Origin of the sequence: Photobacterium arenosum (assembly GCF_014841115.1) — a bacterium.
Classification (GTDB): domain Bacteria; phylum Pseudomonadota; class Gammaproteobacteria; order Enterobacterales; family Vibrionaceae; genus Photobacterium; species Photobacterium arenosum.
Genome location: NZ_JACYTP010000003.1, coordinates 345,351 through 371,243, shown reverse-complemented (window position 1 = coordinate 371,243; position 25,893 = coordinate 345,351). Strand labels below are relative to the sequence as shown.

Here is a 25,893-nt window from a genome sequence, read left to right as displayed (position 1 = left end):
ATTGACGTAGCACAGCAAGCAGGTTACGGCTTACTGATACCATACTCGCGTAATTTATTCGCCACTGCAGTGTGAGACACCCCTAATCGTTTTGCCAATTTACGCGTAGAAGGGTAACTCCGGTACAGGTTTGTCAGGATGCCGGTTTCATAGCGCTTCATGATGTCATCCAACGAGCCATCGAGTGTCTCTTCGTTGATCACGCTGGCCGATTCATTCTCTGGCAGCTGAATATCATCGACCGTCATTTCGGCGCTTTCAAGCTGCGTCATGGCCCGGAACAGAACATTGCGCAGCTGGCGGATATTGCCCGGCCACGCATACTGGCTCAGCATCTGGGACAGTTTATCTGACATCACAGGTTTCGCCTGCTGCAGCTCCTGGGCAAACTGAGACACAAAAAGTTCAGCCAGGGGCACTATATCTGCCGCACGTTCCCGCAACGGCGGAACCACCAGAGATAACACATTCAGGCGGTAGTACAAATCTTCGCGGAATTGCCCCGCGGCAACCAGATCCGGCAATCGTTTCTGTGTGGAGCAAATAACCCGGACATCGACCCGCACTTCTTTCTCTTCGCCGACCCGGCGGAAAGTGCCATCCTGCAGGAAGCGTAACAGTTTCACCTGCAAATGAGAGGACATCTCACCAATCTCATACAGGAACACCGTACCGCCGCTGGCCTGTTCGAAAATGCCTTTCTTACCGGATTCACCACCGGTACCGGCCACCCCGAACAACTCGGTTTCGGCGGCGTTATCCGGCATAGACACGCAATTGACCAGCAGGAATGGTTTTTCCCGCCGCAGTGAACGCTGGTGACAGGCTCTGGCCAGCATTTCTTTACCCGTCCCGGTTTCACCCTGAATCAGCAAAGGTGCATCGAGCAGGGCCAGTTTTTTCGCCTGTGCAATCAAATGCCGGAAACGGGAAGATTGCCCGACCAGATGCTCAAAACCATTGTCACCGCTGATCTTGCGCATCGCCAGCGGCATTTTGGCCTCAGACAGGGACTTCAGCAAAATCACTGCACTGGCCAGCACTTCATTATCAGATTCATCGGCCACGTAGACCGGCATGACTTCCATCAGATAATCCAGGCCGGACAACACCACCATTTCGCTGTAATGCTTGGCGCTGTCTTTCTCCAGCCAGCGATGGAAATTGAAACCCAGCACACTGTGGACGGTTTCTCCCAGCACAGCTTCGCGGGTTTTGCCTAATAACTGCTCTGCCGGCTGATTAGCCAGATCAATTTTTCCCTGCAGATTGACAGAGAAAAAGGGATCCGGCAGTGCTTCCAGCAAGGCTTTCAATTCTTTGTGTTCACGCTCGCTCGGCATGAACTGTATTTTACGCACATCCGTGACTCCGTCTAACTGACGGATTTGAAACATTAACTGACGAAACTCTTCAAATTCGATTTCCGGACAATTGAGATAAATAATACCGCTGCGGTCGATTTCGATTCCCCGCAGATCCAGTTCCCGGCTCGCCAGAATATCCAGCAGTTCACGGGTCATCCCAAGCCGATCGACACAAAAGACTTGTAGTCTCATAGTGGTTGCCTTTTCGCTCCAGACAAAACTGTCAACAATTCGTGACACGAAAAGAAGTGTGCGCGGAAGTCGGTGTGTCGTCAAGACGGCAATGCCCGAAGGTGAGAGCTATATCGTGATGAAATGGCAGCAGAAAATACTTTTTGTTTCTAAACGCCGTTAATCGGATAAAAAACGACCAGCATGTTACGGCTGGTCGTTGTAATTCAGGGCATCAGTCTGCCGGTTTTTCTGCTTTATCCCCGCCCAGTCGGCTGAGTAAGTCACGACGAATATCACTCAATGCCGGGGCTTGTTCCGGTTGCCAGGGTAACGGACGCATCAGATTCATGGCCTTAAGGCCAAGACGGCCCGTCAACAAACCCACACCCAATCCTTGCGCGGCTCTGGCAGACAGTCGACCGGCAAGATGCACAGACAAGATATCCATGCTGCTGTCGGTGATAAGCTCACTGGCACCGGCTATGGCCATATTTTTCAATACCAGCTTGAACAACTGAATACGCGACCAGTAGCCGAGCTCGATACCATAGACTGCCGCTATCTGATCAATCAGACGAAAATTCCGCCAGGCGACCAGCAACACATCAGCAATCGCTAACGGGCTGACCGCGACCATCAGGGCGGCTTCCCGCGCATATTTAACCACCAGCTTTTTGGCTTGCTTATCCTGCTGACTGAGCACCAGCTGGTCATACATGGCCAGCACTTCCGCATCATTATGTGTTGCCGCCAAAGACGCCTGCCAACGGCTGTAACCCGGGTTCTCAGCCGAAATTGCACCTTGCTTGGCCAGGCGGATACAAAATGCTTTCCCCTGCCCGATGCCCTCGGCGGCCAGTAACATTTCAGCCTGCTCGCGTTCTGTCTGGCGATCTTTGAGGCGGCGCAGCCTGAGCCATTCACGGCCAAGCACACCGATACCCGTTGCAGCTACCGAGGCCACCAGCACACTCCAGCCCAGTGACAACCAGTCACCGCTCAGATAGGCGCTGGCAACATAATCAACGCTCTGCCACATCGTCAGTCCGATGCCGCCCAGCAGCAAGGTTTTCAGCCAGCGTCCCCGGGAAGACGATTTTCCCAGCGTTTTCTCCAATTGCGCTTCGGCCTGCGAATCAGATTCCTCTTCGGCTGCGGCGGGCAAAAAGCTGTCCTGCCCGGCAAATTCCAGCCGACTTTTCAGATCCGGGCCTGGCGGCTCGGCGTCCTTCTCATCAAATACAATTTTGCTTTGATACGGCTTAGTCATCGCAGTTTATCTCCCAGCAAAAACGCCAATGTTTTATCCATACGAATGTGCGGCAAGGGCTCATCGCTTTGTTGTGGCAGCGGACGGAAACTGACAAAGTCAAACCCCTGCGCCTGCCAGAAAGCATCATCCGGCAGTCTGCGTGGCACTTCGCCAGGAAACACTGTCTGTGCCTGTCCTGACAAGGTGTGCCCCCGCAGTGCCGGCACCTGCTTGCCCTGATGATCCACAAAGCCCGGCTCCGTGGCCTGAATGGCAGCCAGACTGGTACAGCTCATGTTAATGCCCTCAAAAGAAGCCGTTTGCCAGGCTTCATTGACCATTTGCTGTAACAGGCTGACCAGATTCGGATGTTGCTCCGGGGTAATGTGATCGGCCTTGGTCGCCGCAAACAGCACTTTATCGATACGAGGCGAAAACAAGCGGCGTAACAAGGAGCTTCTGCCGTAATGAAAACTCTGCATCAGTTGATTGAGTGCATGGCGCATATCATTAAACGATTCGCGGCCGGCATTGAGCGGTTGCAGGCAATCGACCAGAATGATCTGTCGGTCGAAACGGGAAAAGTGCTCCCGGTAAAAGCCTTTCACCACGTGCTGCTGATAATACTTGTAGCGGCGTTTCAGCAAGCCGATATTGGTGTCGTCACCCGCTTCATTTAACTGGGCTTCGGTGTATTTTTCCAGCCACATAAACGGGAAAAACTGCAACACCGGTGCCCCTGCCAGTTCACCGGGTAACACAAAACGTCCCGGTTGAACCCAGTGCAACCCGGCTTCTGCTTTACACTTGAACAGATAGTCGGTGAAGGTCGCCGCCAGAAGCGCCAATGCTTGTTCGTCAGCCGGCGCGAAGGGATCCAGTGTCTCGCCTGCAGCAAGCCAGTCACTTGCCAGCTGTTGACGGCGGCCAGTCATCAACCGAGCCTGCTGTTTTGACCAGGCCAGGTAATCCATTTCCAGTAACGGCAGATCCAGCAGCCACTCACCAGGATAATCAATGATATCCAGATACAGAGTGGCGGTATCCTGCAGCAGTTTTAACGGGCCTTTCTGCGGTTTAAAGCGCAGCGCCATACGTATCTGACTGACGTCCCGGGTCGGTTCCGGCCAGTGCGGGGGCGATTGCAGCAAAGCCTGCATGCCTTCTTCGTAACCAAAAGCCGGTACATGCATATCAACCTGAGGGACACGGCGCGCGCCCAGCAGATGACCGTCACTGACGGCCGGAAACAGTGGCAGCCGCGGGTTGGTGCTGACATGCTGCAGCTGATTCACCAGCGAAGTAATAAAGGCCGTTTTACCGGCTCGGGACAATCCTGTCACCGCCAGACGCACATGCCTGTCCAGGCCACGGTTTACCAGTTTGTTGAGCTCTTGCCCCAAATGAATCATATCCTGCCCTTTTGGTTGGTATTGGCTGATACGCAACAGAAAAGCAGGCCACTGCCTGCTTTTCGTAACACTTGACCGATAAATTAAAGCTGTTTGAACGCTTTTTCTACATTGAAGGCCGATGAGGTGACATAGGCTTCCATGTCGCGGAGCTTGCCTTCCATCTGATCAAACTCATTTTCAATATTATCCAATAGCTGCGACGGCGACTGTCCCGACTGCCAGGGTTTCTGTTTCACTGTGTGCTCTTTATAAGCATGCTGCTGAATCTGACGCTCTTCCGGCATCTTGTCGAGAAACAGACAAGCTGCGATATAAGCCAGTGTCACAAAGAACCCGATACCCAGCAGAAAGGCAGACACGGTCAGAATACGGACAACCCAGGCCTCCACCCCGAAGTATTCGGCGATCCCGGCGCAAACCCCGCCCAGCTTGCCGTTCTTCGGATCACGGTATAAGGTTTTCGTCATGGCTTCTGCCTCCAGTGTGGCGCTTCCGCATCAAGTATTTTTTCCAGTGTCACAATACGTTGCTGCATTTGCTCAGCACGGACCACCAGCCCTTGTAATTTGTCAGTATCTTCACCTGACAGCCCCTGTGCCGTCTGACGCTTACTGCGGTAATGCAAAATCAGCCACAGTGGCGCAACAAACACCAGAAAGACAATCAACGGCCCTACAATAAATCCCATGGACATGCACACTCTCCTTCTGAGACGTTATTCTTTGTCTTTCATGCCCGCTTTCAGGCGTTCCAGCTCTTTTTCAATGTCATCCTGCGCCTGCAGGTCTGCAAATTCCTGCTCCAGGCTTTTGCCCCGGCCTATATTATAGCTGTCAGCTTCTGCTTCCATTTCATCAATGCGGCGTTCGTACTGCTCGAATTTAGACAAGGCTTCTTCCACTTTACCGGTATCAAGCTGGCGGCGGACTTCACGACGATTATCTGCAGCCTGATGACGCACCACCAGGCTTTGCTGACGGGCGCGGGTTTCCTGCAGCTTACGCTCCAGTTCAGCCACTTCTGTTGCCAGCTTTTCGATGGTTTCTTCCACCAGCTTATATTCTTCCTGCAGCGTCAGTACCACATCGCTGATTTTCTGTTTTTCAATCAGCGCAGCGCGTGCCAGATCTTCACGGCTCTTCTGCAGTGCCAGTGTAGCTTTGTTCTGCCAGTCTTCAGACTGTGATTGCAGACTGTTAATACGACGATACAGCTCTTTTTTATCTGCCATCGCTTTGGCCGAAGAAGTACGGACTTCCACCAGCGTGTCTTCCATTTCCTGAATGATCAGGCGGATCATTTTTTGCGGATCTTCAGCTTTGTCCAACAGCGAATTCACGTTGGCGTTTACAATGTCCGCAAAACGAGAAAAAATACCCATTATGTCTCTCCTTTCATCGCTGCAACCACACATGTCGGGTTGCAAGCATTGTGATATGTCATTTCACCAGATAGCAATCTGCCTGTAACTCTTATTACAAGAGCCGTGCCAACTTTTAAAAAGCCGTAATTTCAGACATTTACCTTTGCAGATACAGATTCTCGCTGCTATCTTATGAGTGTTTACACCAAGAGTTGGTGAAATTCACCACACCAGTATTGTGCCTCCCGGCAACCTCTCGCCAGTTGGGCATATATTCATTTTCTACACAGTAACGGATAACCTGATGCAAAAAACAGACAATCTGATCGGTGAATCTGAACCCTTTCTGGCAGCCCTGGATCATGCATCCCGTCTGGCTCCGCTTGAACGCCCTTTACTGATTCTTGGTGAACGCGGGACAGGCAAAGAGCTGATTGCCCAGCGTATCCACTATTTATCAAAGCGCTGGGATCAGCCTCTGGTATCGTTAAACTGTGCCGCACTGAGTGACGGCATCATTGACTCTGAATTATTCGGCCATGAAGCCGGCTCCTTTACCGGCGCCAAAGGCCGCCATCAGGGCAGGTTCGAGCGGGCGGAAGGAGGAACGCTGTTTCTGGATGAGCTGGCCACTTCTCCGATGGGCATTCAGGAAAAACTGCTCCGTGTCATTGAATACGGGGAATACGAACGGGTGGGAGGAAGCAAAACCTGCCAGGCAAATGTCCGTTTGATTTGTGCCACCAATGCCGATCTGCCGGCGATGGCCGAAGCCGGCCAATTCAGAGCGGATCTGTTGGACAGACTCGCCTTCGATATCATACATCTTCCGCCACTTCGTGAACGCCAGGAAGACATTCTGCCACTGGCTGAATACTATGCCGTGCGCATGTGCCGGGAAATGGGATTCAGCTACTTTGCCGGATTCAGTCAGCAAGCCCAGCGCACTTTACTGGCTTACCAATGGCCCGGTAACGTCAGAGAGTTGAAAAATACCGTAGAGCGTTCCGTGTTCCGCCAGTCAAATGAGGATCTTCCAATACAGGATATTGTACTGGACCCGTTTCAGTCACCCTGGTCAGCTAATGACTCTGATCAAGAAAACAACGACTCAGAAAACAGTACTCAGTCCGTTAATGCTCTGCCTGTGTTACCGCTGGATTTACGCCAGTATCAGACCGAACAGGAAATTGCGTTAATTAACCATGCTCTGGCGCAAGCCAAGTACAACCAGCGAAAAGGCGCACAACTGTTGGGATTAAGCTACCATCAACTCAGGGGCTTACTGCGTAAACATAATATGGTGGGCAGTAATCTGGAAGAATAGAAAAAGGACCTTCGGATAAAAACACACTGGATATTGAAGGAGATACCTTGGTGCTTGGCACGGAAAGTGGTAAATTTAGCCACTTGTTTTTTCTCGACACCATTTAGATAAGAGCGTTGTTATGAACGCCTGTTTCCGATTGCTGCTCACCTGTGCCGGATTGCTGGGTTTGACGGCCTGTTCACAGCCACAACACGATAACACCATACGCCAATGGGGGTTTATTTATTGTGGTCAGGATACACCCTGGACCTTTAACCCGCAGTTAACCGATGGCGGACATACCGCAGACAGTCTGGCCGCTCAGGTTTTTGACCGTCTGCTCCAGCTTGATCCTATCAGTCATCTGCCGCAACCTGCGCTTGCCAGCAGCTGGAGCGTCAGTGAGGACGGTCTGGAGTACACCTTCACTCTCAGAAAAGATGTGCGCTTTCAGCAGACCGCAAATTTTGCACCTTCCAGGCACTTTAATGCCGAAGACGTGGTATTCAGCTTTAAGCGGGTAATCGACCCCAAGCACCCTTATCATTCTGTCTCTGGCGGTCATTATCCCTGGTTCGAAAGTCAGTCATTCGGCCAGCTGATTGACAGTATAGATAGCCTTGATACCAGCACAGTGAGATTCACTCTCACCCGGCCTGACAATGCCTTTTTATCTACCCTGTCGAGTTCGTATGCGGCCATTCATTCAGCAGAATACGCTGATCAGCTGCTGCGTGAAGGCCATCCTGACTACATTGATACCAAACCGGTAGGCACTGGCCCATTCTATCTGGCTGAATATCATCCGCATGATTTGATCCGGCTGAAACGTAATGCTTTTTACTGGCGTGGTGCGCCTTTCATGAATCAGGTGGTGTTTGATATTTCGTCTCGCGGCACAGGATCACTGGCCAAGCTTCTCAATCATGAGTGTGATGTTCTCTCCTCGCCGGTTGCCAGTCAGTTACCTGTGATTAAAAATAACCCGGACTTCGAACTGATTGCCCAGACAGCCATGAACGTTGCTTTTCTGGCCATCAATAATAATATCCCCGCTTTGCAGGATGTTCGGGTACGTCAGGCGCTCAATCTGGCCATTAACCGTGAGAACCTGCTTGATTCTGTCTACTACGGCACGGGTACCAAGGCCAAAACATTGCTGCCACCCATGTCCTGGGCACATGATGCTCATCTGACAGACGTCAATTATGACCCGGACACAGCCATGGCATTGCTGAAAGAGGCTGGCTACAGTAATAACCTGCACCTGATCCTTGCCGTTCCAATGGAACCCAGGCCTTACAACCCCAGCCCGCGCAAAACGGCCGAGTTAATCCAGGCTGACTTACGGGCAGTGGGGGTTGATGTCACCTTACTGTTACAGGACAGACCGCTCCGGCCAGGTTCGGTGGCCCAGAAAGGCATAGATCTGACCCTGACTGGCTGGGTGGCGGATAATGGCGATCCGGATAACTTCCTGCGCCCGCTGCTGTCGTGCAGCGCCAAGCAAGCTGGCCTGAATGTCGCTAACTGGTGCAACCTTCAGTTTGATAACCTGCTGGAACTGGCGTCACGCACCACTAAGCTGGATCAACGCATGGACTACTACCAATATGCTCAGGGAATATTACGCGACGAAGTGCCGATTATTCCGCTGGCGCACGGTATTCATTATCAGATCCACCATAAATCTCTGCACGGGCTGCATCTGAGTCCGTTCGGTACTCGCTCATTCTCTAATGTGTACCGGAGCGAATAACTGATGTTTATCTATACCATTCGCCGATTGAATCTGTTTCTGATCACCCTGTTCATACTCACCTTGATCGGCTACAGCATTTTACGTATTGAGCCGTCCAGCTACTGGAATCTTCACGAATTTTGGCCCGGCTGGCTGCTGTATCTCGATAACCTGATGGTGGGTAACCTCGGGCTGAATCAGGAAGGGCAACCTATTCTGTCAGAGATTCTCCAGGTGTTCCCTGCCACACTGGAGCTGTGCTTTTTCGCCTTTATTCTGTCGCTGATTGTTGGCATCCCGCTTGGCACACTGGCAGGCGTCAAGCGTGGCCGTTGGGTGGATACCTGCATTTCATCCCTGACACTGGTGGGTTATTCCCTGCCGTTATTCTGGCTGGCCATGCTGTTTATTATGCTGTTTTCGCTCAAGCTTGGCTGGCTGCCTGTTGCCGGGCGCTATAACTTGCTCTACCAGATTGATTCCGTGACAGGTTTTGCCCTGATCGATGTGTTTCTGTCTGACGTGAGCTATCGTTCAGCCGCACTGATCGATGTCATCCGCCATCTGGTATTACCGACATTAGTGCTGGCCATAGCACCAACGACCGAAGTGATACGTCTGACCCGTGCTTCTGTTGCCGATGTCATGCAGCAAAACTTCATTAGGGTTGCGCAAACCAAAGGGTTGTCAATGTGGGAGATCATCATCCGGCATGCCCTGAAAAATGCCATTCCGCCAATTATCCCCAAACTGGGGATGCAGTTTTCAACCATGATGACCTTCGCCATGCTAACAGAGTCCATTTTCAACTGGCCCGGTATAGGCCGCTGGTTGCTGGACGCCATTGCCACACAAAACTATGTAGCTATTCAGGCCGGTGTGATTACTGTCGGTGGATTCATTCTGTTCGCGAACATTCTTTCTGACCTGGCGGGCGCTATGGTGAACCCACTGACCCGTAAGGAATGGTATGCCATCAAATAATATATATCAGGAACATAAGATTCCGACGCAATGGGAACGGGCCTGGCAAAATTATCAGGCCAATTCTCTGGCGGTGTTTGGATTGTGGTGCCTTGGCTTCCTGCTGCTGATAACAATCTTCGCCCCGTTAATGGTTGCCTACGGGCCGGGAGAGCAAGTGGGCGAGTTTCTGATGCCCCCTTCCTGGGACGCCAGTGGACATGTGGAATTTTTCTTCGGTACTGATGATCTGGGCCGCGATCTCTTCACCCGAATTCTGCTGGGAAGCCAGCTGACCTTTGGCTACGCGCTGCTTGTGGCACTGGCTTCGGCGATCCTGGGCATAATCATAGGCGTACTGGCAGGTATGACTCGCGGGCTGAAGTCCAGTATCCTTAACCACGTACTGGATACTGTGTTGTCGATACCGTCGCTGCTGCTTGCCATTATCATCATTGCCTACATGGGTACCGGCATGACCAGTATTCTGCTGGCAATCTGGCTGGCGCTGATCCCGCGTTTTATCCGTGCGATATACTCTGCTGTCCACGATGAGATGGAAAAAGAGTACATCATTGCAGCGCGGCTAGACGGTGCGAACAGTTTCTACTTGCTGTACTACTCTGTTTTGCCAAATATTCAGCCCGTTATTATCAGCGAGCTGACCCGGGCGATCTCTATCGCCATGATAGATATCGCGGCGCTGGGCTTTCTGGGGCTGGGGGCACAGTCTCCGTCACCGGAATGGGGCGCCATGCTGGGTGATTCCATCGAATTGATCTATCTGGCACCCTGGACAGTGACCCTGCCCGGCCTGGCCATCACCTTCAGCATCTTAGTGGTAAACTTAGTAGGAGAAGGTCTCCGTCAGGCAATTAATGCAGGAGTCGACTGATGCCACTGCTCGATATACGAAACCTCACCATTGAAATTGAAACGCCTCAGGGCATGGTCAAAGCCGTTGAGCGCATGAGCCTGACACTGAATGAAGGTGAAATTCGCGGACTGGTTGGCGAGTCAGGGTCAGGTAAGAGTCTGGTCGCGAAGGCTATCGCCGGTGTCACTAAAGACAACTGGCGGGTCAGTGCCGACCGCTTACGCCTTGGCGATATTGATCTTCAGGCACTGTCTCCGCGCGAACGCCGCAAAGTGGTGGGCCGCGAAATTGCGATGATCTTTCAGGAACCCTCTTCCTGCCTTGATCCCTCTGAGCATGTGGGCCAGCAGTTGGAAGAAGCCATTCCGCGCAGCTCTTTCAATGGTACCTTCTGGCAGCGCTTCCACTGGCGTCAGAAACAGGCGATAGCCCTGCTGCACAAGGTCGGCATAAAAGACCATAAACGCGTTATGAGCAGTTATCCCTATCAGTTGACTGACGGTGAGTGCCAGAAAATCATGATAGCGATGGCCATTGCCAACCGGCCACGGTTATTGATTGCCGATGAGCCCACCAACGATCTGGACCCCATCACACAGGCGCAGATTTTCCGTTTACTGAGCCGGATGAACCAGCTCAATAACACCACTATACTGCTGGTCAGCCACGACCTGACAACGGTCACCCAGTGGGCCGACCGGATCACAGTGATGTACTGCGGACAGGCGGTTGAATCCGGCAGCCGTAAACAGTTACTGACCACGCCGCACCACCCTTATACGATCGCCTTGCTGCAGGCCATGCCGGATTTCAGCCAGGATATTCCGCATAAGAGTAAACTCACCACGCTGCCCGGCTCGATTCCACCGTTGCAGCATTTGCCTATCGGTTGCCGGCTGGGACCGCGCTGCCCCTATGCACAGCGTAAGTGTGTGGAAATCCCTAAGCGCAAGAAAGTCAAAAACCATAAATACAGCTGCCATTTCCCGCTGAATATGCCGGAGCCTAAATCATGAGTGCCCTATTGGAAGTGACTGACCTGAGAAAAGAATACCACCACCGTTCCGGCTTTTTCCGCCGCCGCAGCTCAGAAGCTGTCAAACCGGTATCTTTCAACCTGGAGGTGGGTGAAACCCTGGCTCTGATCGGTGAAAATGGTTCAGGTAAATCGACTCTGGCTAAGATGCTGGCAGGCGTTGTCGACCCCTCGGGTGGTGAAATCAGGGTCAACGACGAGCCATTGGCTTTCGAGGATTACAAAACCCGCTGTAAGCTGATTCGCATGATATTTCAGGATCCGAATACCTCGCTGAATCCAAGGATTCAAATTGGTCAGCTCCTGGAAGGGCCACTGAAACGAAATACCAGCATGACGCCGCAGGAGCGTGAGAACCGTATCAAGGCCACTTTGCTGCGCGTCGGCTTGCTGCCGGAACATGCCTATTTCTACCCGCAAATGCTGGCAACCGGTCAGAAACAGCGGGTATCACTGGCTCGCGCGCTGATTCTGCAGCCTTGTATTATCGTGGCAGACGAAGCACTCAATGGGCTGGACATGTCAGTACGCTCTCAGATCATTAACCTGCTGCTCGATCTCCAGCAGGAAATGGGGCTGTCGTACATCTATGTTTCTCAGCATATGGGCGTGATTAAGCATTTCAGCGATAAGCTGATGGTGATGCAAAAAGGAGAAGTAGTGGAACAGGGTGCAACGCAGGAGGTGTTCAGTGCGCCACAGCACCCGTTGACTCAGAAGCTGCTGGACAGTCACTTTACGGCGCCGTCGCACGATCGCAGCACCCGGACCAGCAGCCGCTCAGCGAAGATTCATGTTTAACTAAGAGTCAGTAATGTTCAGATCAACAGCCGAATAAATGCCCGCCTGATGACCAATCAGCCCTCGCAGAAAGCCGGCCAATGAACAGGTCCGAATGCACGCTGCCCTTCTTGTTGATTACTGGTTAGCCAGTCATGCTGCAAACCAACGATCACCCCTATCAATATGGCAACCCCAACCAACCGCCAGAGTGGAGATTGCCAGTCCAGCACATGCTCTCTACGGCTTTATTATCTGTACTTACAAGTAAAAGTGTAAGAAACATCCTGAAGTGCTGTAAAAACAACCCCGCCGGAGCGAGGATGACATAGAGAGACAGAGGCAGTATAGGAAGAGAAAATTACGCCAGAAGAGAACGGTTGATCTCGGCCAGCACTGCAGCCGGATCGTCAGCCTGAGTGATAGGACGACCGATGACCAGATAATCTGACCCTGCTTTCACCGCTTCTGCAGGGGTCATCACACGGCGCTGATCACCCGCGGCACTGCCGGCAGGGCGAATTCCCGGCGTCACCAGTTTAAATTCAGCACCCAGATTTGCCTTCAGCAGACTCGCTTCCTGTGCTGAACATACCACGCCATCCAGCCCACTGTTCTTGGTCAGAGTCGCAAGATTCAGTACGTGTTCTTCTGGTGAGCAGGAGATACCCACCCCGGCCAAGTCCTGTGCTTCCATGCTGGTCAGCACAGTGACGGCAATCAACAGCGGCCTGTCTTTACCGTAAGGCTCCAGAATCTCACGAGAGGCGCTCATCATGCGCTCACCACCACTGGCGTGTACATTCACCATCCACACCCCGAGTTCGGCCGCCGCTTTCACCGCACGGGAACAGGTATTCGGGATATCGTGAAACTTAAGATCCAAAAAGACGGAATGGCCTTTGTCGTGTAACTTACGCACAAAGTCCGGCCCAAACAAAGTAAACATTTCTTTGCCTACTTTCAGTCGGCAACTGCCTGGCTCAATGCGGTCAACAAAGGCCAGTGCCGCATCCTGAGTAGGGTAATCCAGTGCCACTATCACTTTTGGGTCTAACATGCTTTCTCCTAGACTTCTGTTCTGCATTGCTATCTTCAAAAGAAAGGGCCAGCACGCACAGTGATCAGCCCTTTCAAATTTACATTCTCTTTGTCGCCATTACTCCCCATCCAGTCCTCGAATGGGTTTCACTGCCCCCCACCCTTTGCAGGACGGGCATTGCCAGTAAAGTGAATGACTTTCAAAACCGCACTTACCGCAACGATAATGTGGTTTCATTTTCAATTGTTCACCGACCAGGCTGCGCAACGTGGACAAACTGTCCTTGGCGCGGCCTTCTTCTGCTTCATCAAGATGATAATCCATCAACTGATAGAAGCCTTTCATCGTTGGGTTCTTCAGCAGTTGTCGCGTCATAAAGGATTGCGCCATGATAGCGCCTTCATGACGAGCAATCTCATCCGCAAGCATCAGTTCAGCGGTCGCCCCGGCATGGTTGTCAACACAGTGGTGAAGATACTTTATCCAGCCATCCTCATTGTGAGTCGCTTCATAGCATTCCAGCAACATTGGCAGGGTTTCACTAATGTAATCCACATCCTGCTCGGCGACTTTTTCCAGCTGCTGCGCTGCAGATTTATAATTCTTTTCAGCGATAAGAATCCGGGCGGTGCTGATTGAGGCACGTACACAGTGTTTGTCGGCAGACAGTGCTTTCTTCAGCAGTTGCTTGGCTTTTTCTGAATTATGCGCGCTCAGTTCCAGCATGGCCAGCTCACACCAATAATGCGCTATATCATGCCTGAGCTTATTTTTACCCATCTTGACCAACTGACTGGCCATTTCGATCGCTTTATCCCATTCTCGGGTTTGCTGATAAATCGTCAGTAACTGCTGCAACGCCCCTTCTCTGTGATCAGGCTCGTCCAGCAACTGCTCAAAGATTTTTTCTGCGCGATCGAAGAACCCGGCAGCCATATAGTCTTTAGCCAATTGTTGCAATGCCAGGTTACGTTGGTCAATAGTCAGGTTCGGGCGGGCAATCAGGTTTTGGTGAATGCGAATAGCGCGATCAACTTCACCCCGGCTACGGAACAGGTTCCCCAGGGCAAGGTGAGTATCTATCGTTTCACTATCAACCTGTAATAATTCAATAAACAAATCGACAGCTTTATCAGACTGATCAGAGAGCAGCAGGTTCAGGCCTGTCACATATTGGCGTGACAGGTGATGAGACTTTTCCTGCCGCTTATTACTCGCGCTTCTGTTACCCATGTACCAGCCATATGCTGCGGCAATAGGAAGTAACAGAAACAACAGCTCTAGCATGAAGTGATTATTCCTTGGCGGTCTCTACAGAACGCAACTGCTCTAGTTCTTTTTCTTGTTTGGCGACTTTTTTTGTTAAACGATTTTTTGTGAAGCGGGCTTTCAGATACATAGAGCCACAAATCAACCAACCAATTGCAAATCCAATACCGAAGGTCGCACCTAAAAGCGTAGATAGCTGAAATTGTCCTTTGGCTATCAGAAAATCGAAGTCAACCATCACCTGATTCTGCGCACCCAGCGCCAGCGTTAGTAAAAAACACGCTATCAAGATAATAATGCCTACTATTTTCATCGTGAATCCTCTCACTAGATCAAAAACTTGATGATTAGATTATGCAGTAAAACGACTCATCAGACCATGATCAACAGACATAAAAAAACGGCATACTTACAGCATGCCGTTTTTTCGTGCTAAATACGATTATCCTGCATTCGGTGCATTCACGCGGTCACGTAACTCTTTACCAGGTTTAAAGTGAGGAACGTACTTGCCGTCCAATTCCACTTTATCACCGGTTTTCGGGTTACGCCCTACGCGCGGTGCACGGTAATGCAAAGAGAAACTACCAAAGCCACGGATTTCAATACGGTCCCCTTCAGCAAGGGTTGTTGCCATATGCTCAAGGATTTCCTTGATCGCATCTTCTACCTGTTTGGCAGAAAGATGAGTTTGTTGGCTGCACAGCCTTTCGATCAATTCAGACTTTGTCATAATCACCCCGTTTTTAGTATGTTTCTCAATAGTATAACCGTTAAGGGGGAAAATGCTTCCCCCCTTGGGGCAAATTATTCGCCTTTAGCCGCTTTAAACGCGTCAGCCATAGCATTACCGAATGCAGATTCGTCCTGCTGGTTCAGGCTAGCCATTGCTTCTTGCTCTTCGTCTTCGTCTTTCGCACGTACAGACAGGTTGATAACGCGGTTCTTACGGTCAACACCGGTGAACTTCGCTTCAACTGAATCGCCTTCAGACAGAACCAGAGTTGCGTCTTCTACGCGGTCACGAGAAGCTTCAGATGCACGCAGGTAACCTTCTACGCCTTCAGCCAGCTCAATGGTTGCGCCTTTAGCATCAACGGCAAGCACTTTACCGTTTATCAGAGTACCTTTCTTGTTCAGAGCTACGAAGCTGTTGAACGGGTCTTCTTCGATTTGCTTAACGCCCAGAGAGATACGCTCACGCTCAGCATCAACAGCCAGAACAACTGCTGAAATCTCGTCGCCTTTCTTGAAGTCACGAACAGCGTCTTCGCCTGCAACATTCCAAGAAATGTCAGACAGGTGAACCAGACCGTCAATGCCACCGTCCAGACCGATGAAGATACCGAAGTCAGTGATAGACTTGATCTTACCAGTTACACGGTCGCCTTTAGCTTGTGCTTCAGCGAACTGCTGCCAAGGGTTAGCTTTACATTGCTTCAGACCCAGGCTGATACGACGACGTTCTTCGTCGATGTCCAGAACCATAACTTCAACTTCGTCACCCACGTTAACCACTTTAGATGGGTGGATGTTCTTGTTGGTCCAGTCCATTTCAGACACGTGTACCAGACCTTCAACGCCTTCTTCGATTTCAACGAAGCAGCCGTAGTCAGTCAGGTTAGTTACGCGACCAGACAGCTTAGTGCCTTCTGGGTAACGCTTAGCGATAGCAACCCATGGATCTTCACCCAGTTGCTTCAGACCCAGAGATACGCGAGTACGCTCACGGTCGAACTTCAGAACTTTAACGTTGATTTCGTCACCAACATTAACGATTTCTGATGGATGCTTAACGCGTTTCCAAGCCATGTCAGTGATGTGCAGCAGGCCGTCAACACCGCCCAGATCTACGAATGCACCGTAGTCAGTCAGGTTCTTAACGATACCTTTAACTTCCATGCCTTCTTGCAGAGAAGCCAGCAGCTCATCACGCTCAACGCTGTTTTCAGATTCGATAACAGCACGACGAGAAACAACAACGTTGTTGCGCTTCTGGTCCAGCTTGATAACTTTGAACTCTAGCTCTTTGCCTTCCAGGTGAGCAGTGTCACGTACTGGACGAACGTCAACCAGAGAACCAGGCAGGAACGCACGGATGCCGTTCAGCTCAACAGTGAAGCCACCTTTAACTTTACCGTTGATGATACCAATAACGGTTTCAGCATCTTCGTAAGCTTTCTCAAGCTGGATCCAAGCTTCGTGACGCTTCGCTTTCTCACGAGAAAGTTGAGTTTCACCGAAACCGTCTTCAATCGCGTCCAGAGCTACGTCAACTTCAACGCCAACTTCGATTTCCAGCTCACCAGCAGCATTTTTGAACTGCTCAGCAGGAATAGCTGACTCAGATTTCAGGCCAGCGTCAACCAGAACGAAACCGTTCTCAATGGCAACTACAGTACCTTTAACGATCGCGCCAGGGCGTGTTTCGATTTCTTTTAGAGACTCTTCAAAGAGTTGAGCAAAAGATTCAGTCATTTAAATAATCTTCAGTATATGAACAACCATGGGTATCCTACCGCATGGGGTTGAAAACAAAGTCAGTTATCATTCCTTGACACCGACATACCATCAGGCCGATTTCTCAGCCGACAATTTTTCTTCAATGTGAGCCAGCGCCAGTTCGGTCACTTGCTCAATCAACAGATGCGTAGAGTCTAGCACTAAAGCATCTGCTGCGGGGCGTAATGGCGCAACAGCACGGTTGCGGTCGCGATCATCACGCTCCTGAATTTCGCTTAAAAGACTGTCAAAGTTAACACTTAAGCCTTTTTGTTGCAACTGGTTCATGCGGCGTTTGGCGCGCTCTTCGGCGCTGGCATCCAGGAAAATTTTTACTTCAGCGTTAGGAAAAACCACTGTACCCATATCACGTCCATCCGCAACCAGGCCAGGCTCTCCGCTAAATGCACGCTGGCGGCGTAACAATGCTTCACGCACCCGAGGTAATGCCGCAACTTTTGACGCTGCATTGCCAACGTCTTCAGTACGTAATGTGGTAGAGACGTCCTCTCCTTCCAGAATCACTTTCACCAGTTCGCCTTCTGCAAGGAACTGCACATCCAGATGCGCAGCCAGTGGAACCAATGCGGCTTCAGAGTCCAGTTCTACACCATGATGAATTGCTGCCAGTGCCAGTACTCGGTAAATAGCACCAGAATCCAGTAAATTCCAGCCCAGCTTATCTGCCAACAGCATGCAAAGTGTTCCTTTACCGGCTCCACTTGGCCCATCAACAGTGATCACTGGTGCGTTTGTAGACATAGAATTCTCCGAATTTGTTAAACCTTCAGCAAACTTGCTGTTTCAACGCGGGCCGTATTATACGGTAAATTTGCCCTGGAGGCACTTCCAGTCGGGAAAAAAATCACCCAGCCTTAAGCTGGGTGACAGGGACAAATCTGAGGAAGTGGATCAATGGCTTAATGCGGCCAGTTTCTCAAAGTAATCCGGGAACGTTTTTGAGGTACACTTGGGATCATTAATCGTCACCGGTGTATCTTCGCTCAGCGCAACTAACGAAAAACACATCGCCATGCGGTGATCGTCGTAGGTGTCGATGGCAGCATGCTGCAACTGCGCCGGAGGTGTGATGATAATGTAATCTTCGCCTTCCTCGACTGTCGCGCCCACTTTACGCAGCTCAGTTGCCATGGCGGATAAACGATCCGTTTCTTTTACACGCCAGTTATAGACATTACGGATAGCCGTCGTCCCTTCAGCAAACAATGCCGTTGTGGCAATGGTCATGGCCGCATCCGGGATATGGTTAAAATCCATATCCACACCATGAAGCGTACCGCGACGGGCGATGACATAGTTATCACCCCACTCTATCTCAGCACCCATAGCCGCCAGTGCTTCAGCAAACTGGGTATCGCCCTGGATACTGGATTTACCAATTCCGGTAACTTTCACAGTACCGCCTTTAATGGCTGCGGCAGCAAGAAAATATGAAGCGGAAGAAGCATCTCCTTCTACCATAAAATCACCCGGTGCCTGGTACTGCTGGCCACCTTTTACGATAAAGCGCTGATAGTTGTCGTTCTCGACCTGTACCCCAAATTGCGCCATGATGTGCAGGGTAATATCAATGTAGGGTTTAGAAACCAGCTCACCTTTGATACGGATCACTGTCTCTTCTGACGCCAGAGGTGCGGTCATCAGAAATGCAGTCAGAAACTGGCTGGAAATTGAGCCATCAATCTCTACTTCACCGCCTTTGAGGTCGGCTCCCTTAATGTTCAGCGGCGGGAAACCTTCATTTTCGAGGTAAGTAATATCCGCACCGGCACTGCGCAGTGCGTCGACCAAATGGCCAATCGGGCGCTCTTTCATCCGCGGCTCTCCGGTCAGCACATACTCACCCGAACCTAAACTCAAGGCCGCAGCTAACGGACGCATAGCCGTACCCGCGTTGCCCAGAAACAGCTCAAGCGGCTGTTTGGCATGAAATGCCTGACCCAGTCCCTGTACTTCACAGACGGTTTTATCCTCTGAAAGCTGATACGAAACGCCCAGCTTGGTGAGAGCATTGAGCATGTGACGGATATCGTCACTGTCGAGCAGATTCGTCAGACGCGTCGTGCCGTTCGCCAGTGCTGCCAGCAAGAGCGCCCGGTTAGACACACTTTTGGAACCTGGCAGGTTCACTTCCCCGTCAATACGCTGAATTGGCTGTAAAGTTAAACTCTCCATTGGGTGATTTTTCTATCCTGTTGTATTTGCGTTTCCGCAGAGTAACCAATATTTCGAAGTGATGCTAGTCATCCCAGGGCTCAAAACGCGCCATCCCGCGCCAGACTGAGCCTGACAGGGGATAAACCCTGCTTGCGAAACCTTGTGACAGGGTCATTTACACTGGCTGACGGCCGAGCCATCAAAATAACATTCCAACTCAACCCACTGCCCGTCCGAGGAGGCTTTCGTCAAACCGTCCTCCAGGCGAACCATTGAGATCATCAGCAATTCAACGCCATTCACAGACAGCGAGCCATTAACATACTGCGCTGTCCCTTCAACTGAACCGAACCGTTGCGATCTGAGAAGAAGACTGTTCAAAGTCCACTTCCACGGCGCTCAGCTGACCTTCAGCGGCAATCGCCAGACATAAACAAACAAGCCGCCTTATCAGGCGGCTTGACGGCAGAGGTTCTTTACTCAGGCATTGTCGCGTTCGAATACCGCCATGAAGTCGACCAGCGCCTGCACGCCTTCAATCGGCATCGCGTTATAAATAGAGGCCCGCATACCGCCAACCACACGGTGACCAGCCAAGGCTTTCAAACCCGCGGCATCCGCCTGTTGCAAGAAGGCTTTATCCAGTTCCGCATTTTTCAGCTGGAAAGGAACATTCATCAATGAACGGTTAGCCTGATGCACCTCATTGCGATAAAAATCAGACTGATCAATAAAATCATAAAGCAATTTCGCTTTCGCTTCATTGCGCGCCTGCATCACTTCTACGCCACCGATGGCTTTCAGCCACTTGAACACTTCACCAGCCAGATACCAGGCAAAGGTAGGTGGTGTATTAAACATAGATTCTTTCTCTGCCAGCACTTTGTAATCCAGTATGCTTGGCAGGATGTCTTTGGCCAGACCCAGTAAATCATCACGAACAATCACGATTGTCAGGCCAGCAGGGCCGATATTTTTCTGCGCCCCGGCGTAGATCACCCCGTACTGTGACACATCGATTTTGCGCGACAAAATGGTAGAAGACATATCGGCAACAATCGGCTTGTCCGTCTGTGGCAAGTCACGGATCTCAATACCGTCGATAGTCTCATTCGGGCAGAAATGCACATAGGCCGCCTGTTCAGTCAGCGCCCAGTCACTCGCCGGCAGAACCGCTTTTTTGCCATCACGCTCGCAAGTGATATCGATAACATTCGGCTGGCAATATTTCTGGGCTTCGTCGACAGCACTCTGTGCCCAGTAACCGCCATCAATGTAATCCGCCGTGGTGGCATCGCCCAGCAGGTTCATCGGCACGGCAGCAAATTGTGCCCGTGCACCACCGTGGCAGAAAAGAACATGATAGTTGTCAGGAATAGCCAGCAGGTCACGTAAATCGCGCTCAGACTGTTCTGCTACAGCGATAAAGTCTTTACTTCGGTGGCTGATCTCCATGACCGAGGTTCCCAGACCATTCCAGTTCACCAATTCCTGTTGGGCTTTTACCAACACTTCTGCTGGCATCATTGCTGGACCTGCACAAAAGTTATAAACCTTATCCATGATGAGAAACATGCTCCTGCTTTGCGAAAATGTGGTGACCCTGTTATCAACATCATGAATAACCGGATCTGTGTTTTATTTTTTTACACCTTTCATTCGTTGCTGAAAACCTTTTTTGTTGAGTAAACAATAAAAAATACCGATAAACGCCAGCGAAACAAACAAGAGAGGCATTTTGCTAAAAAAATGTTATAAAAAAACGCAGCTCTGAGCTGCGTTTTTTAGGTTAAGCTAACAATCAGTCTTCGCTGCTGTCTTTGGCTTCATCGCCTTCTTCAGGCAATACCGTATCGGTATCCGTTGTCACTTCCGCCACAACTTCTTCGCCGTCAACTTGCAGCAACTCGTCATCCTCAGGTTCCTCAATTCGCTGAAGACCAACAACTTGTTCATCTTCTGCTGTACGGATAAGGGTAACCCCCTGAGTATTTCGACCTACGCGGCTGACTTCTGCGACACGGGTACGCACCAGAGTACCGGCATTGGTGATCATCATGAATTCATCACCCTCCTGTACCTGAACTGCACCGACCACAGAGCCATTACGCTCGGAGACTTTGATGGAAACAACACCCTGAGTTGCACGGCTCTTCGCTGGGTACTCTTCCAGGCTGGTACGCTTACCGTAACCGTTTTCAGTCACAGTCAGCACATCGCCTTCATTGCCAGGTACGATGAGCGACACCACTTTGTCGTCATTGGCCAGCTTGATACCGCGGACACCTGCCGCCGTACGGCCCATGCCACGCACTTGTTCTTCAGAGAAGCGCACCACTTTACCGGCGGCAGAGAACAACATAATGTCATTGCTGCTGTCAGTGATATTCACACCAATCAGTGAGTCACCTTCACGCAGGTTCACGGCAATAATACCGGCGCTGCGAGGACGGCTGAAATCAGTCAGCGGTGTTTTCTTAACCGTACCGTCGGCCGTTGCCATGAAGATAAACTTATCTTCTTCATATTCTTTCACCGGCAGAATTGCGGTAATACGCTCATTCTCTTCCAGCGGCAGAATATTCACAATCGGCTTGCCACGTGCTGTCCGGCTAGCCTGCGGCAACTGATAAACCTTCAGCCAGTACATCCGGCCGCGGCTTGAGAAGCACAGGATAGTATCGTGGGTATTGGCAACCAGCAGACGCTCAATGAAGTCTTCATCCTTCATACGCGTTGCTGCTCGGCCTTTACCACCGCGACGCTGTGCTTCGTAATCAGCCAGCAGCTGATATTTCACATAGCCATGGTGAGACAAAGTCACCACCACGTCTTCCTGAGTGATCAGATCTTCCAGATCGATATCGTGGCTGGCCGCTGTGATTTCGGTACGGCGAACATCATTGAACTGCTCTCGGGCAAGCTCAAGTTCACCACGAATCACTTCCATCAAGCGCTCAGCACTGCTCAGGATCAGCATCAGCTCTTCGATCTGAGTCAACAGACCTTTGTACTCGTCGAGAATCTTCTCGTGTTCCAGACCGGTCAGCTTGTGCAAACGCAGATCCAGAATTGCCTGTGCCTGTTGTTCCGTCAGGTAGTACATACCATCACGAACACCCAGCTCAGCAGCCAGCCACTCAGGGCGAGCCGCATCCACACCGGCACGTTCCAGCATGGCTGCTACGTCACCCAATTGCCATGGACGGGCCAACAGGCCTTCACGGGCAATTTGCGGCGTCGCCGCCTGACGGATCAGATCGATGATTTCATCAATATTGACCAGTGCAATCGCCAGACCTTCCAGAATATGTGCACGCTCACGCGCTTTACGCAGTTCAAAGATGGTACGACGTGTCACAACTTCACGGCGGTGGTTAACAAAGCTTTCCAGCATCTCTTTCAGATTGAAAAGCTTAGGCTGGCCATTTTTATCCAGCGCCACCATGTTGATACCGAACGTAGTCTGCAGCTGAGTCTGTGCATACAGGTTATTCAGTACCACCTCAGCTACAGCGTCACGACGACACTCAATAACAATGCGCATACCGTCTTTATCAGACTCATCACGCAGTGCACTGATGCCCTCGACTTTTTTCTCTTTGACCAGTTCAGCGATTTTTTCAATCAGACGCGCTTTGTTGACCTGATAGGGAATCTCGGTGACAACGATGGTTTCTTTACCATTTTTGTCTGATTCAATATCGGCTTTAGAGCGCATGTAAACTTTACCGCGCCCCGTTTTATAAGCGTCAATAATACCTTTACGACCACTGATCATCGCCGCTGTCGGGAAATCGGGGCCAGGTATATATTCCATCAGCTGGTCGATGGTAATTTGATCGTTGTCCATAAATGCCAGACAGCCGTCAATCACCTCACCCAAATTATGCGGTGGAATATTGGTCGCCATACCTACGGCAATACCGGACGCACCGTTAACCAGCAGGTTAGGAATTTTGGTTGGCAACACAGCAGGAATACGCTCTGTGCCATCGTAGTTGTCAACAAAGTCGACAGTTTCTTTATCCAGGTCGGCCAGCAGTTCGTGAGCAATTTTGCTCATCCGCACTTCGGTATAACGCATTGCTGCGGCTGAGTCGCCATCAATGGAACCGAAGTTACCCTGGCCGTCAACCAGCATATAACGAAGGGAGAAAGGTTGTGCCATACGAACAATGGTGTCGTATACCGCACTATCACCATGAGGGTGATATTTACCGATCACGTCGCCCACAACACGGGCAGATTTTTTGTATGGTTTATTCCAGTCATTACCGAGTACGTTCATCGCGAATAGTACGCGGCGATGTACCGGCTTCAGGCCATCACGCACATCAGGAAGAGCACGACCCACGATGACTGACATCGCGTAGTCGAGGTATGAGCCTTTCAGCTCCTCTTCAATGTTTACCGGCGTGATCTCTTTTGCAAGATCGCTCATGGAGCCACTATCCCTCAGGTAGATTCTGTCGTATTTTTATACGTGCAAGGTGCGGGAATATAGCATATTTCCCACTTAATAGGCACACCTTTCAGTGCCTTTCTTGTGAGTAATTTTGCGAATTGAAAATAAACTCTTGTCCTTCTGTGCAATCCTTGGGCCATCCTCCGACATCAAGTGAAGGTTTTTAATACAGAAAAACAGCGACAGGCCAAAGATTCACCAGCATCACTGTATTTTCTTGCGACAAAGCTAGGTTAGGCAAACAAGCATTTCATGTCAGCCGTCTTTCGCTATAATGCCCGCTCTGACATCAATGGAAATGGCGAGCAATAATGACCAAGCAGTTAAATGTCGATCCGGCAGAAATCAGTAAATTTGAAGAAATGGCATCACGCTGGTGGGATCTGGAAGGCGAGTTTAAGCCTCTGCACCAGATTAACCCACTGCGCTTAAACTATGTGATCGACCATGCCGGCGGACTGTTTGGCAAAAAAATCCTCGATGTGGGCTGCGGCGGCGGCATTCTGGCCGAAAGTATGGCCAGAGAAGGCGCGGATGTTACGGGCCTAGACATGGGTAAAGAGCCATTAACTGTGGCTCGTCTGCATGCTTTGGAAACCGGCACTAAGCTGGACTACATCCAGCAGACGGTTGAAGAACATGCTGAACAGCACCCCGGACTGTACGACGTCGTCACTTGTATGGAAATGCTGGAACATGTGCCGGATCCCGCCTCTGTGATTGCATCCTGTGCCAGATTGGTGAAGCCTGGCGGCCATGTGTTCTTTTCAACCCTGAACCGGAACATGAAATCCTATTTATTTGCGATTGTCGGAGCCGAGCAGGTCATGAAACTGGTCCCAAAAGGTACGCATGATCACAAAAAGTTTATTCGTCCGTCAGAATTGATGGCGATGGTTGATCTGACTGCGCTCGAAGACCGCCATATTACCGGTTTGCACTACAACCCACTTACTGACACCTACAAGCTGGGCCGTAACGTGGACGTGAATTATATCCTGCACACAGTGAAACCAGAATAAGTAACCTGTCTCACCGCAGCCAGGCTGGTCATTCTGGTCTGGCTGACCTCACCTTTCTGCCTCGTTTGATCCAATACCCGGATTATGCCCATAATCCTACGACTTCGCCTTTTTGCTGATATGCTTTAAGCACATTCATTGCACACGTTTTATCAGCCTTTGAGATAAGGACACGGCCTATGTTGGGGTATCGGATTGACGCTGTACTTTTTGACTTGGACGGCACCTTGCTTGATACCGCTCCGGATATGGCAAGAGCGGCTAACAGAGTGCTTGCAGATTATGATGTTCAGCCACTGACCGCAGCGCAAATCCAGGCGAATACCAGTTACGGTGCCAATGGCTTGATAAAAGCGGGATTTGGCACAATACCCGCGCATCTGAACCCCACGCACCTCAGACAACAGTTCCTTGATTACTACCATGATGAAATTTGTTTAAAAACATCAATGTATAGTGGAATTGATACACTTTTATCCTATTTGAATAAAAATAAAGTACCATGGGGGATAATGACAAATAAACCTGAGTTTCTCACTCAGCGCCTGCTTCCCTACTTCCCTGTTTTGTCCGAAGCAGAAGTTGTCGTTTGTGGCGACACATTAGACAAAGCCAAGCCACACCCCGATCCGCTCTGGCATGCCTGCCAGCTCCTTAACATCCCACCTGAAAGTTGCCTGTATGTCGGTGACATTGAAAAGGACATGATTGCCGCGCGAGCCGCACGCATGCCAGGTGCTGTCGCAGGATGGGGATACATAGGTGATGAGCATCATCCCGACCTGTGGCAAGCTCAGGCGATCCTGCCTGAACCCGCCGCACTCATCCCCATACTGGAACAACATAATCGTAACGAAAGCGCCTTTTTTAACCAATCATGCTGCACGCAAAAATAGAGCGGAAAATCAGGAAAAATCAAGGGAAAAAAATTTTTTCCGGCGGAAAAAACAGGTGCTTTTTGTTTGCATTTTCCTATGACACTGGCAAGTCTGATGAAATAGGTGAGTACGCACTAACTATCCGTTTTACATCCCCATGTTATCCACAAGCGGTCAAAAAATACCAGCTTGCAAATTCGTATCCTCACCACTATCTTGTTTGCCACATGGCTTAACACCCCAACATATAGTGTTTT

The 25,893-nt window shown here is 50.6% G+C and carries 24 protein-coding genes; 8 read left to right on the top strand and 16 right to left on the bottom strand.

Going from position 1 to position 25,893, the window contains the following annotated elements; genetic code table 11:
• Nucleotides 1-23: 23 nt before the first annotated feature.
• The 6 genes from tyrR to pspA all read right to left on the bottom strand — a co-directional run bounded on the left by tyrR (nucleotide 24) and on the right by pspA (nucleotide 5,589).
• Nucleotides 24-1,559, bottom strand: coding sequence for a transcriptional regulator TyrR (gene tyrR / locus IFO68_RS07630; protein WP_192015334.1), 1,536 nt, complete (start codon nucleotides 1,557-1,559; stop codon nucleotides 24-26).
• 214 nt (nucleotides 1,560-1,773) lie between these two features.
• A complete protein-coding gene (locus IFO68_RS07625) occupies nucleotides 1,774-2,811 on the bottom strand; it encodes a YcjF family protein (protein WP_192015333.1) in 1,038 nt (345 codons plus the stop codon).
• Entirely contained in the window at nucleotides 2,808-4,205 is a 1,398-nt protein-coding gene (locus IFO68_RS07620; protein ID WP_192015332.1) for a YcjX family GTP-binding protein, read from the bottom strand. Before IFO68_RS07620 ends, IFO68_RS07625 begins: the two co-directional genes overlap by 4 nt.
• An 83-nt stretch (nucleotides 4,206-4,288) precedes the next feature.
• The gene (pspC, locus tag IFO68_RS07615; RefSeq protein WP_192015331.1) at nucleotides 4,289-4,675 is read right to left on the bottom strand and encodes an envelope stress response membrane protein PspC; all 387 of its coding nucleotides are present in this window, start codon (nucleotides 4,673-4,675) and stop codon (nucleotides 4,289-4,291) included.
• Complete coding sequence (pspB, locus tag IFO68_RS07610; protein WP_027253354.1) at nucleotides 4,672-4,902, bottom strand: envelope stress response membrane protein PspB; 231 nt, start codon at nucleotides 4,900-4,902, stop codon at nucleotides 4,672-4,674. Before pspB ends, pspC begins: the two co-directional genes overlap by 4 nt.
• Nucleotides 4,903-4,923: 21 nt before the next feature.
• On the bottom strand, nucleotides 4,924-5,589 hold the full coding sequence (gene pspA / locus IFO68_RS07605) for a phage shock protein PspA (protein WP_192015330.1): 666 nt from the start codon (nucleotides 5,587-5,589) through the stop codon (nucleotides 4,924-4,926).
• A gap of 286 nt (nucleotides 5,590-5,875) precedes the next feature.
• Here pspA and pspF point away from each other — a divergent pair, with 286 nt between their 5' ends.
• From pspF to IFO68_RS07575, 6 genes are all read left to right on the top strand, one after another.
• Nucleotides 5,876-6,898: a phage shock protein operon transcriptional activator gene (gene pspF, locus IFO68_RS07600; RefSeq protein WP_192015329.1), complete on the top strand. Its 1,023-nt coding sequence runs from the start codon at nucleotides 5,876-5,878 to the stop codon at nucleotides 6,896-6,898.
• Nucleotides 6,899-7,019: 121 nt separating this feature from the next.
• Nucleotides 7,020-8,639, top strand: coding sequence for an ABC transporter substrate-binding protein SapA (sapA, locus tag IFO68_RS07595; protein ID WP_192015328.1), 1,620 nt, complete (start codon nucleotides 7,020-7,022; stop codon nucleotides 8,637-8,639).
• A gap of 3 nt (nucleotides 8,640-8,642) precedes the next feature.
• Entirely contained in the window at nucleotides 8,643-9,605 is a 963-nt protein-coding gene (locus IFO68_RS07590) for an ABC transporter permease (protein WP_192015327.1), read from the top strand.
• Nucleotides 9,592-10,479 carry a putrescine export ABC transporter permease SapC gene (gene sapC / locus IFO68_RS07585; RefSeq protein ID WP_192015326.1) on the top strand — a complete coding sequence of 296 codons (888 nt, stop codon included), beginning with the start codon at nucleotides 9,592-9,594 and terminating at the stop codon, nucleotides 10,477-10,479. Before IFO68_RS07590 ends, sapC begins: the two co-directional genes overlap by 14 nt.
• Entirely contained in the window at nucleotides 10,479-11,477 is a 999-nt protein-coding gene (locus IFO68_RS07580) for a peptide ABC transporter ATP-binding protein (protein ID WP_192015325.1), read from the top strand. The genes sapC and IFO68_RS07580 overlap by 1 nt, the downstream gene beginning before the upstream one ends.
• The gene (locus IFO68_RS07575; RefSeq protein WP_192015324.1) at nucleotides 11,474-12,298 is read left to right on the top strand and encodes a peptide ABC transporter ATP-binding protein; all 825 of its coding nucleotides are present in this window, start codon (nucleotides 11,474-11,476) and stop codon (nucleotides 12,296-12,298) included. The genes IFO68_RS07580 and IFO68_RS07575 overlap by 4 nt, the downstream gene beginning before the upstream one ends.
• Before the next feature lie 340 nt (nucleotides 12,299-12,638).
• Here IFO68_RS07575 and pyrF read toward each other — a convergent pair whose 3' ends face one another.
• The 10 genes from pyrF to gyrA form a co-directional block, all read right to left on the bottom strand.
• Entirely contained in the window at nucleotides 12,639-13,337 is a 699-nt protein-coding gene (gene pyrF / locus IFO68_RS07570) for an orotidine-5'-phosphate decarboxylase (RefSeq protein ID WP_192015323.1), read from the bottom strand.
• A 99-nt stretch (nucleotides 13,338-13,436) separates the two neighbouring features.
• Entirely contained in the window at nucleotides 13,437-14,606 is a 1,170-nt protein-coding gene (gene lapB, locus IFO68_RS07565) for a lipopolysaccharide assembly protein LapB (RefSeq protein WP_192015322.1), read from the bottom strand.
• A gap of 7 nt (nucleotides 14,607-14,613) precedes the next feature.
• Nucleotides 14,614-14,901, bottom strand: a complete 288-nt coding sequence (locus tag IFO68_RS07560; RefSeq protein WP_046219696.1) for a LapA family protein — start codon at nucleotides 14,899-14,901, stop codon at nucleotides 14,614-14,616.
• Between the two features lie 129 nt (nucleotides 14,902-15,030).
• Nucleotides 15,031-15,321 carry an integration host factor subunit beta gene (gene ihfB, locus IFO68_RS07555; RefSeq protein WP_027253366.1) on the bottom strand — a complete coding sequence of 97 codons (291 nt, stop codon included), beginning with the start codon at nucleotides 15,319-15,321 and terminating at the stop codon, nucleotides 15,031-15,033.
• Nucleotides 15,322-15,395: 74 nt separating this feature from the next.
• Nucleotides 15,396-17,066 (bottom strand): 30S ribosomal protein S1, encoded by a 1,671-nt coding sequence (gene rpsA, locus IFO68_RS07550; protein ID WP_192015321.1) that lies wholly within the window; start codon nucleotides 17,064-17,066, stop codon nucleotides 15,396-15,398.
• Between the two features lie 93 nt (nucleotides 17,067-17,159).
• Nucleotides 17,160-17,852 (bottom strand): (d)CMP kinase, encoded by a 693-nt coding sequence (gene cmk, locus IFO68_RS07545; protein ID WP_192015320.1) that lies wholly within the window; start codon nucleotides 17,850-17,852, stop codon nucleotides 17,160-17,162.
• Nucleotides 17,853-18,002: 150 nt separating this feature from the next.
• Nucleotides 18,003-19,286, bottom strand: a complete 1,284-nt coding sequence (aroA, locus tag IFO68_RS07540; protein WP_192015319.1) for a 3-phosphoshikimate 1-carboxyvinyltransferase — start codon at nucleotides 19,284-19,286, stop codon at nucleotides 18,003-18,005.
• A 153-nt stretch (nucleotides 19,287-19,439) separates the two neighbouring features.
• Nucleotides 19,440-19,649, bottom strand: a complete 210-nt coding sequence (locus tag IFO68_RS07535; protein ID WP_192015318.1) for a hypothetical protein — start codon at nucleotides 19,647-19,649, stop codon at nucleotides 19,440-19,442.
• Nucleotides 19,650-19,748: 99 nt separating this feature from the next.
• Complete coding sequence (gene serC, locus IFO68_RS07530; protein ID WP_192015317.1) at nucleotides 19,749-20,831, bottom strand: 3-phosphoserine/phosphohydroxythreonine transaminase; 1,083 nt, start codon at nucleotides 20,829-20,831, stop codon at nucleotides 19,749-19,751.
• Nucleotides 20,832-21,069: 238 nt separating this feature from the next.
• Complete coding sequence (gyrA, locus tag IFO68_RS07525; RefSeq protein ID WP_192015316.1) at nucleotides 21,070-23,712, bottom strand: DNA topoisomerase (ATP-hydrolyzing) subunit A; 2,643 nt, start codon at nucleotides 23,710-23,712, stop codon at nucleotides 21,070-21,072.
• 335 nt (nucleotides 23,713-24,047) lie between these two features.
• Between gyrA and ubiG the strand changes: the two genes are divergently transcribed.
• Nucleotides 24,048-24,758 (top strand): bifunctional 2-polyprenyl-6-hydroxyphenol methylase/3-demethylubiquinol 3-O-methyltransferase UbiG, encoded by a 711-nt coding sequence (gene ubiG / locus IFO68_RS07520; RefSeq protein WP_192015315.1) that lies wholly within the window; start codon nucleotides 24,048-24,050, stop codon nucleotides 24,756-24,758.
• A gap of 179 nt (nucleotides 24,759-24,937) precedes the next feature.
• Nucleotides 24,938-25,654, top strand: coding sequence for an HAD family hydrolase (locus IFO68_RS07515; protein WP_225445107.1), 717 nt, complete (start codon nucleotides 24,938-24,940; stop codon nucleotides 25,652-25,654).
• The last annotated feature ends 239 nt before the right edge of the window (nucleotides 25,655-25,893 follow it).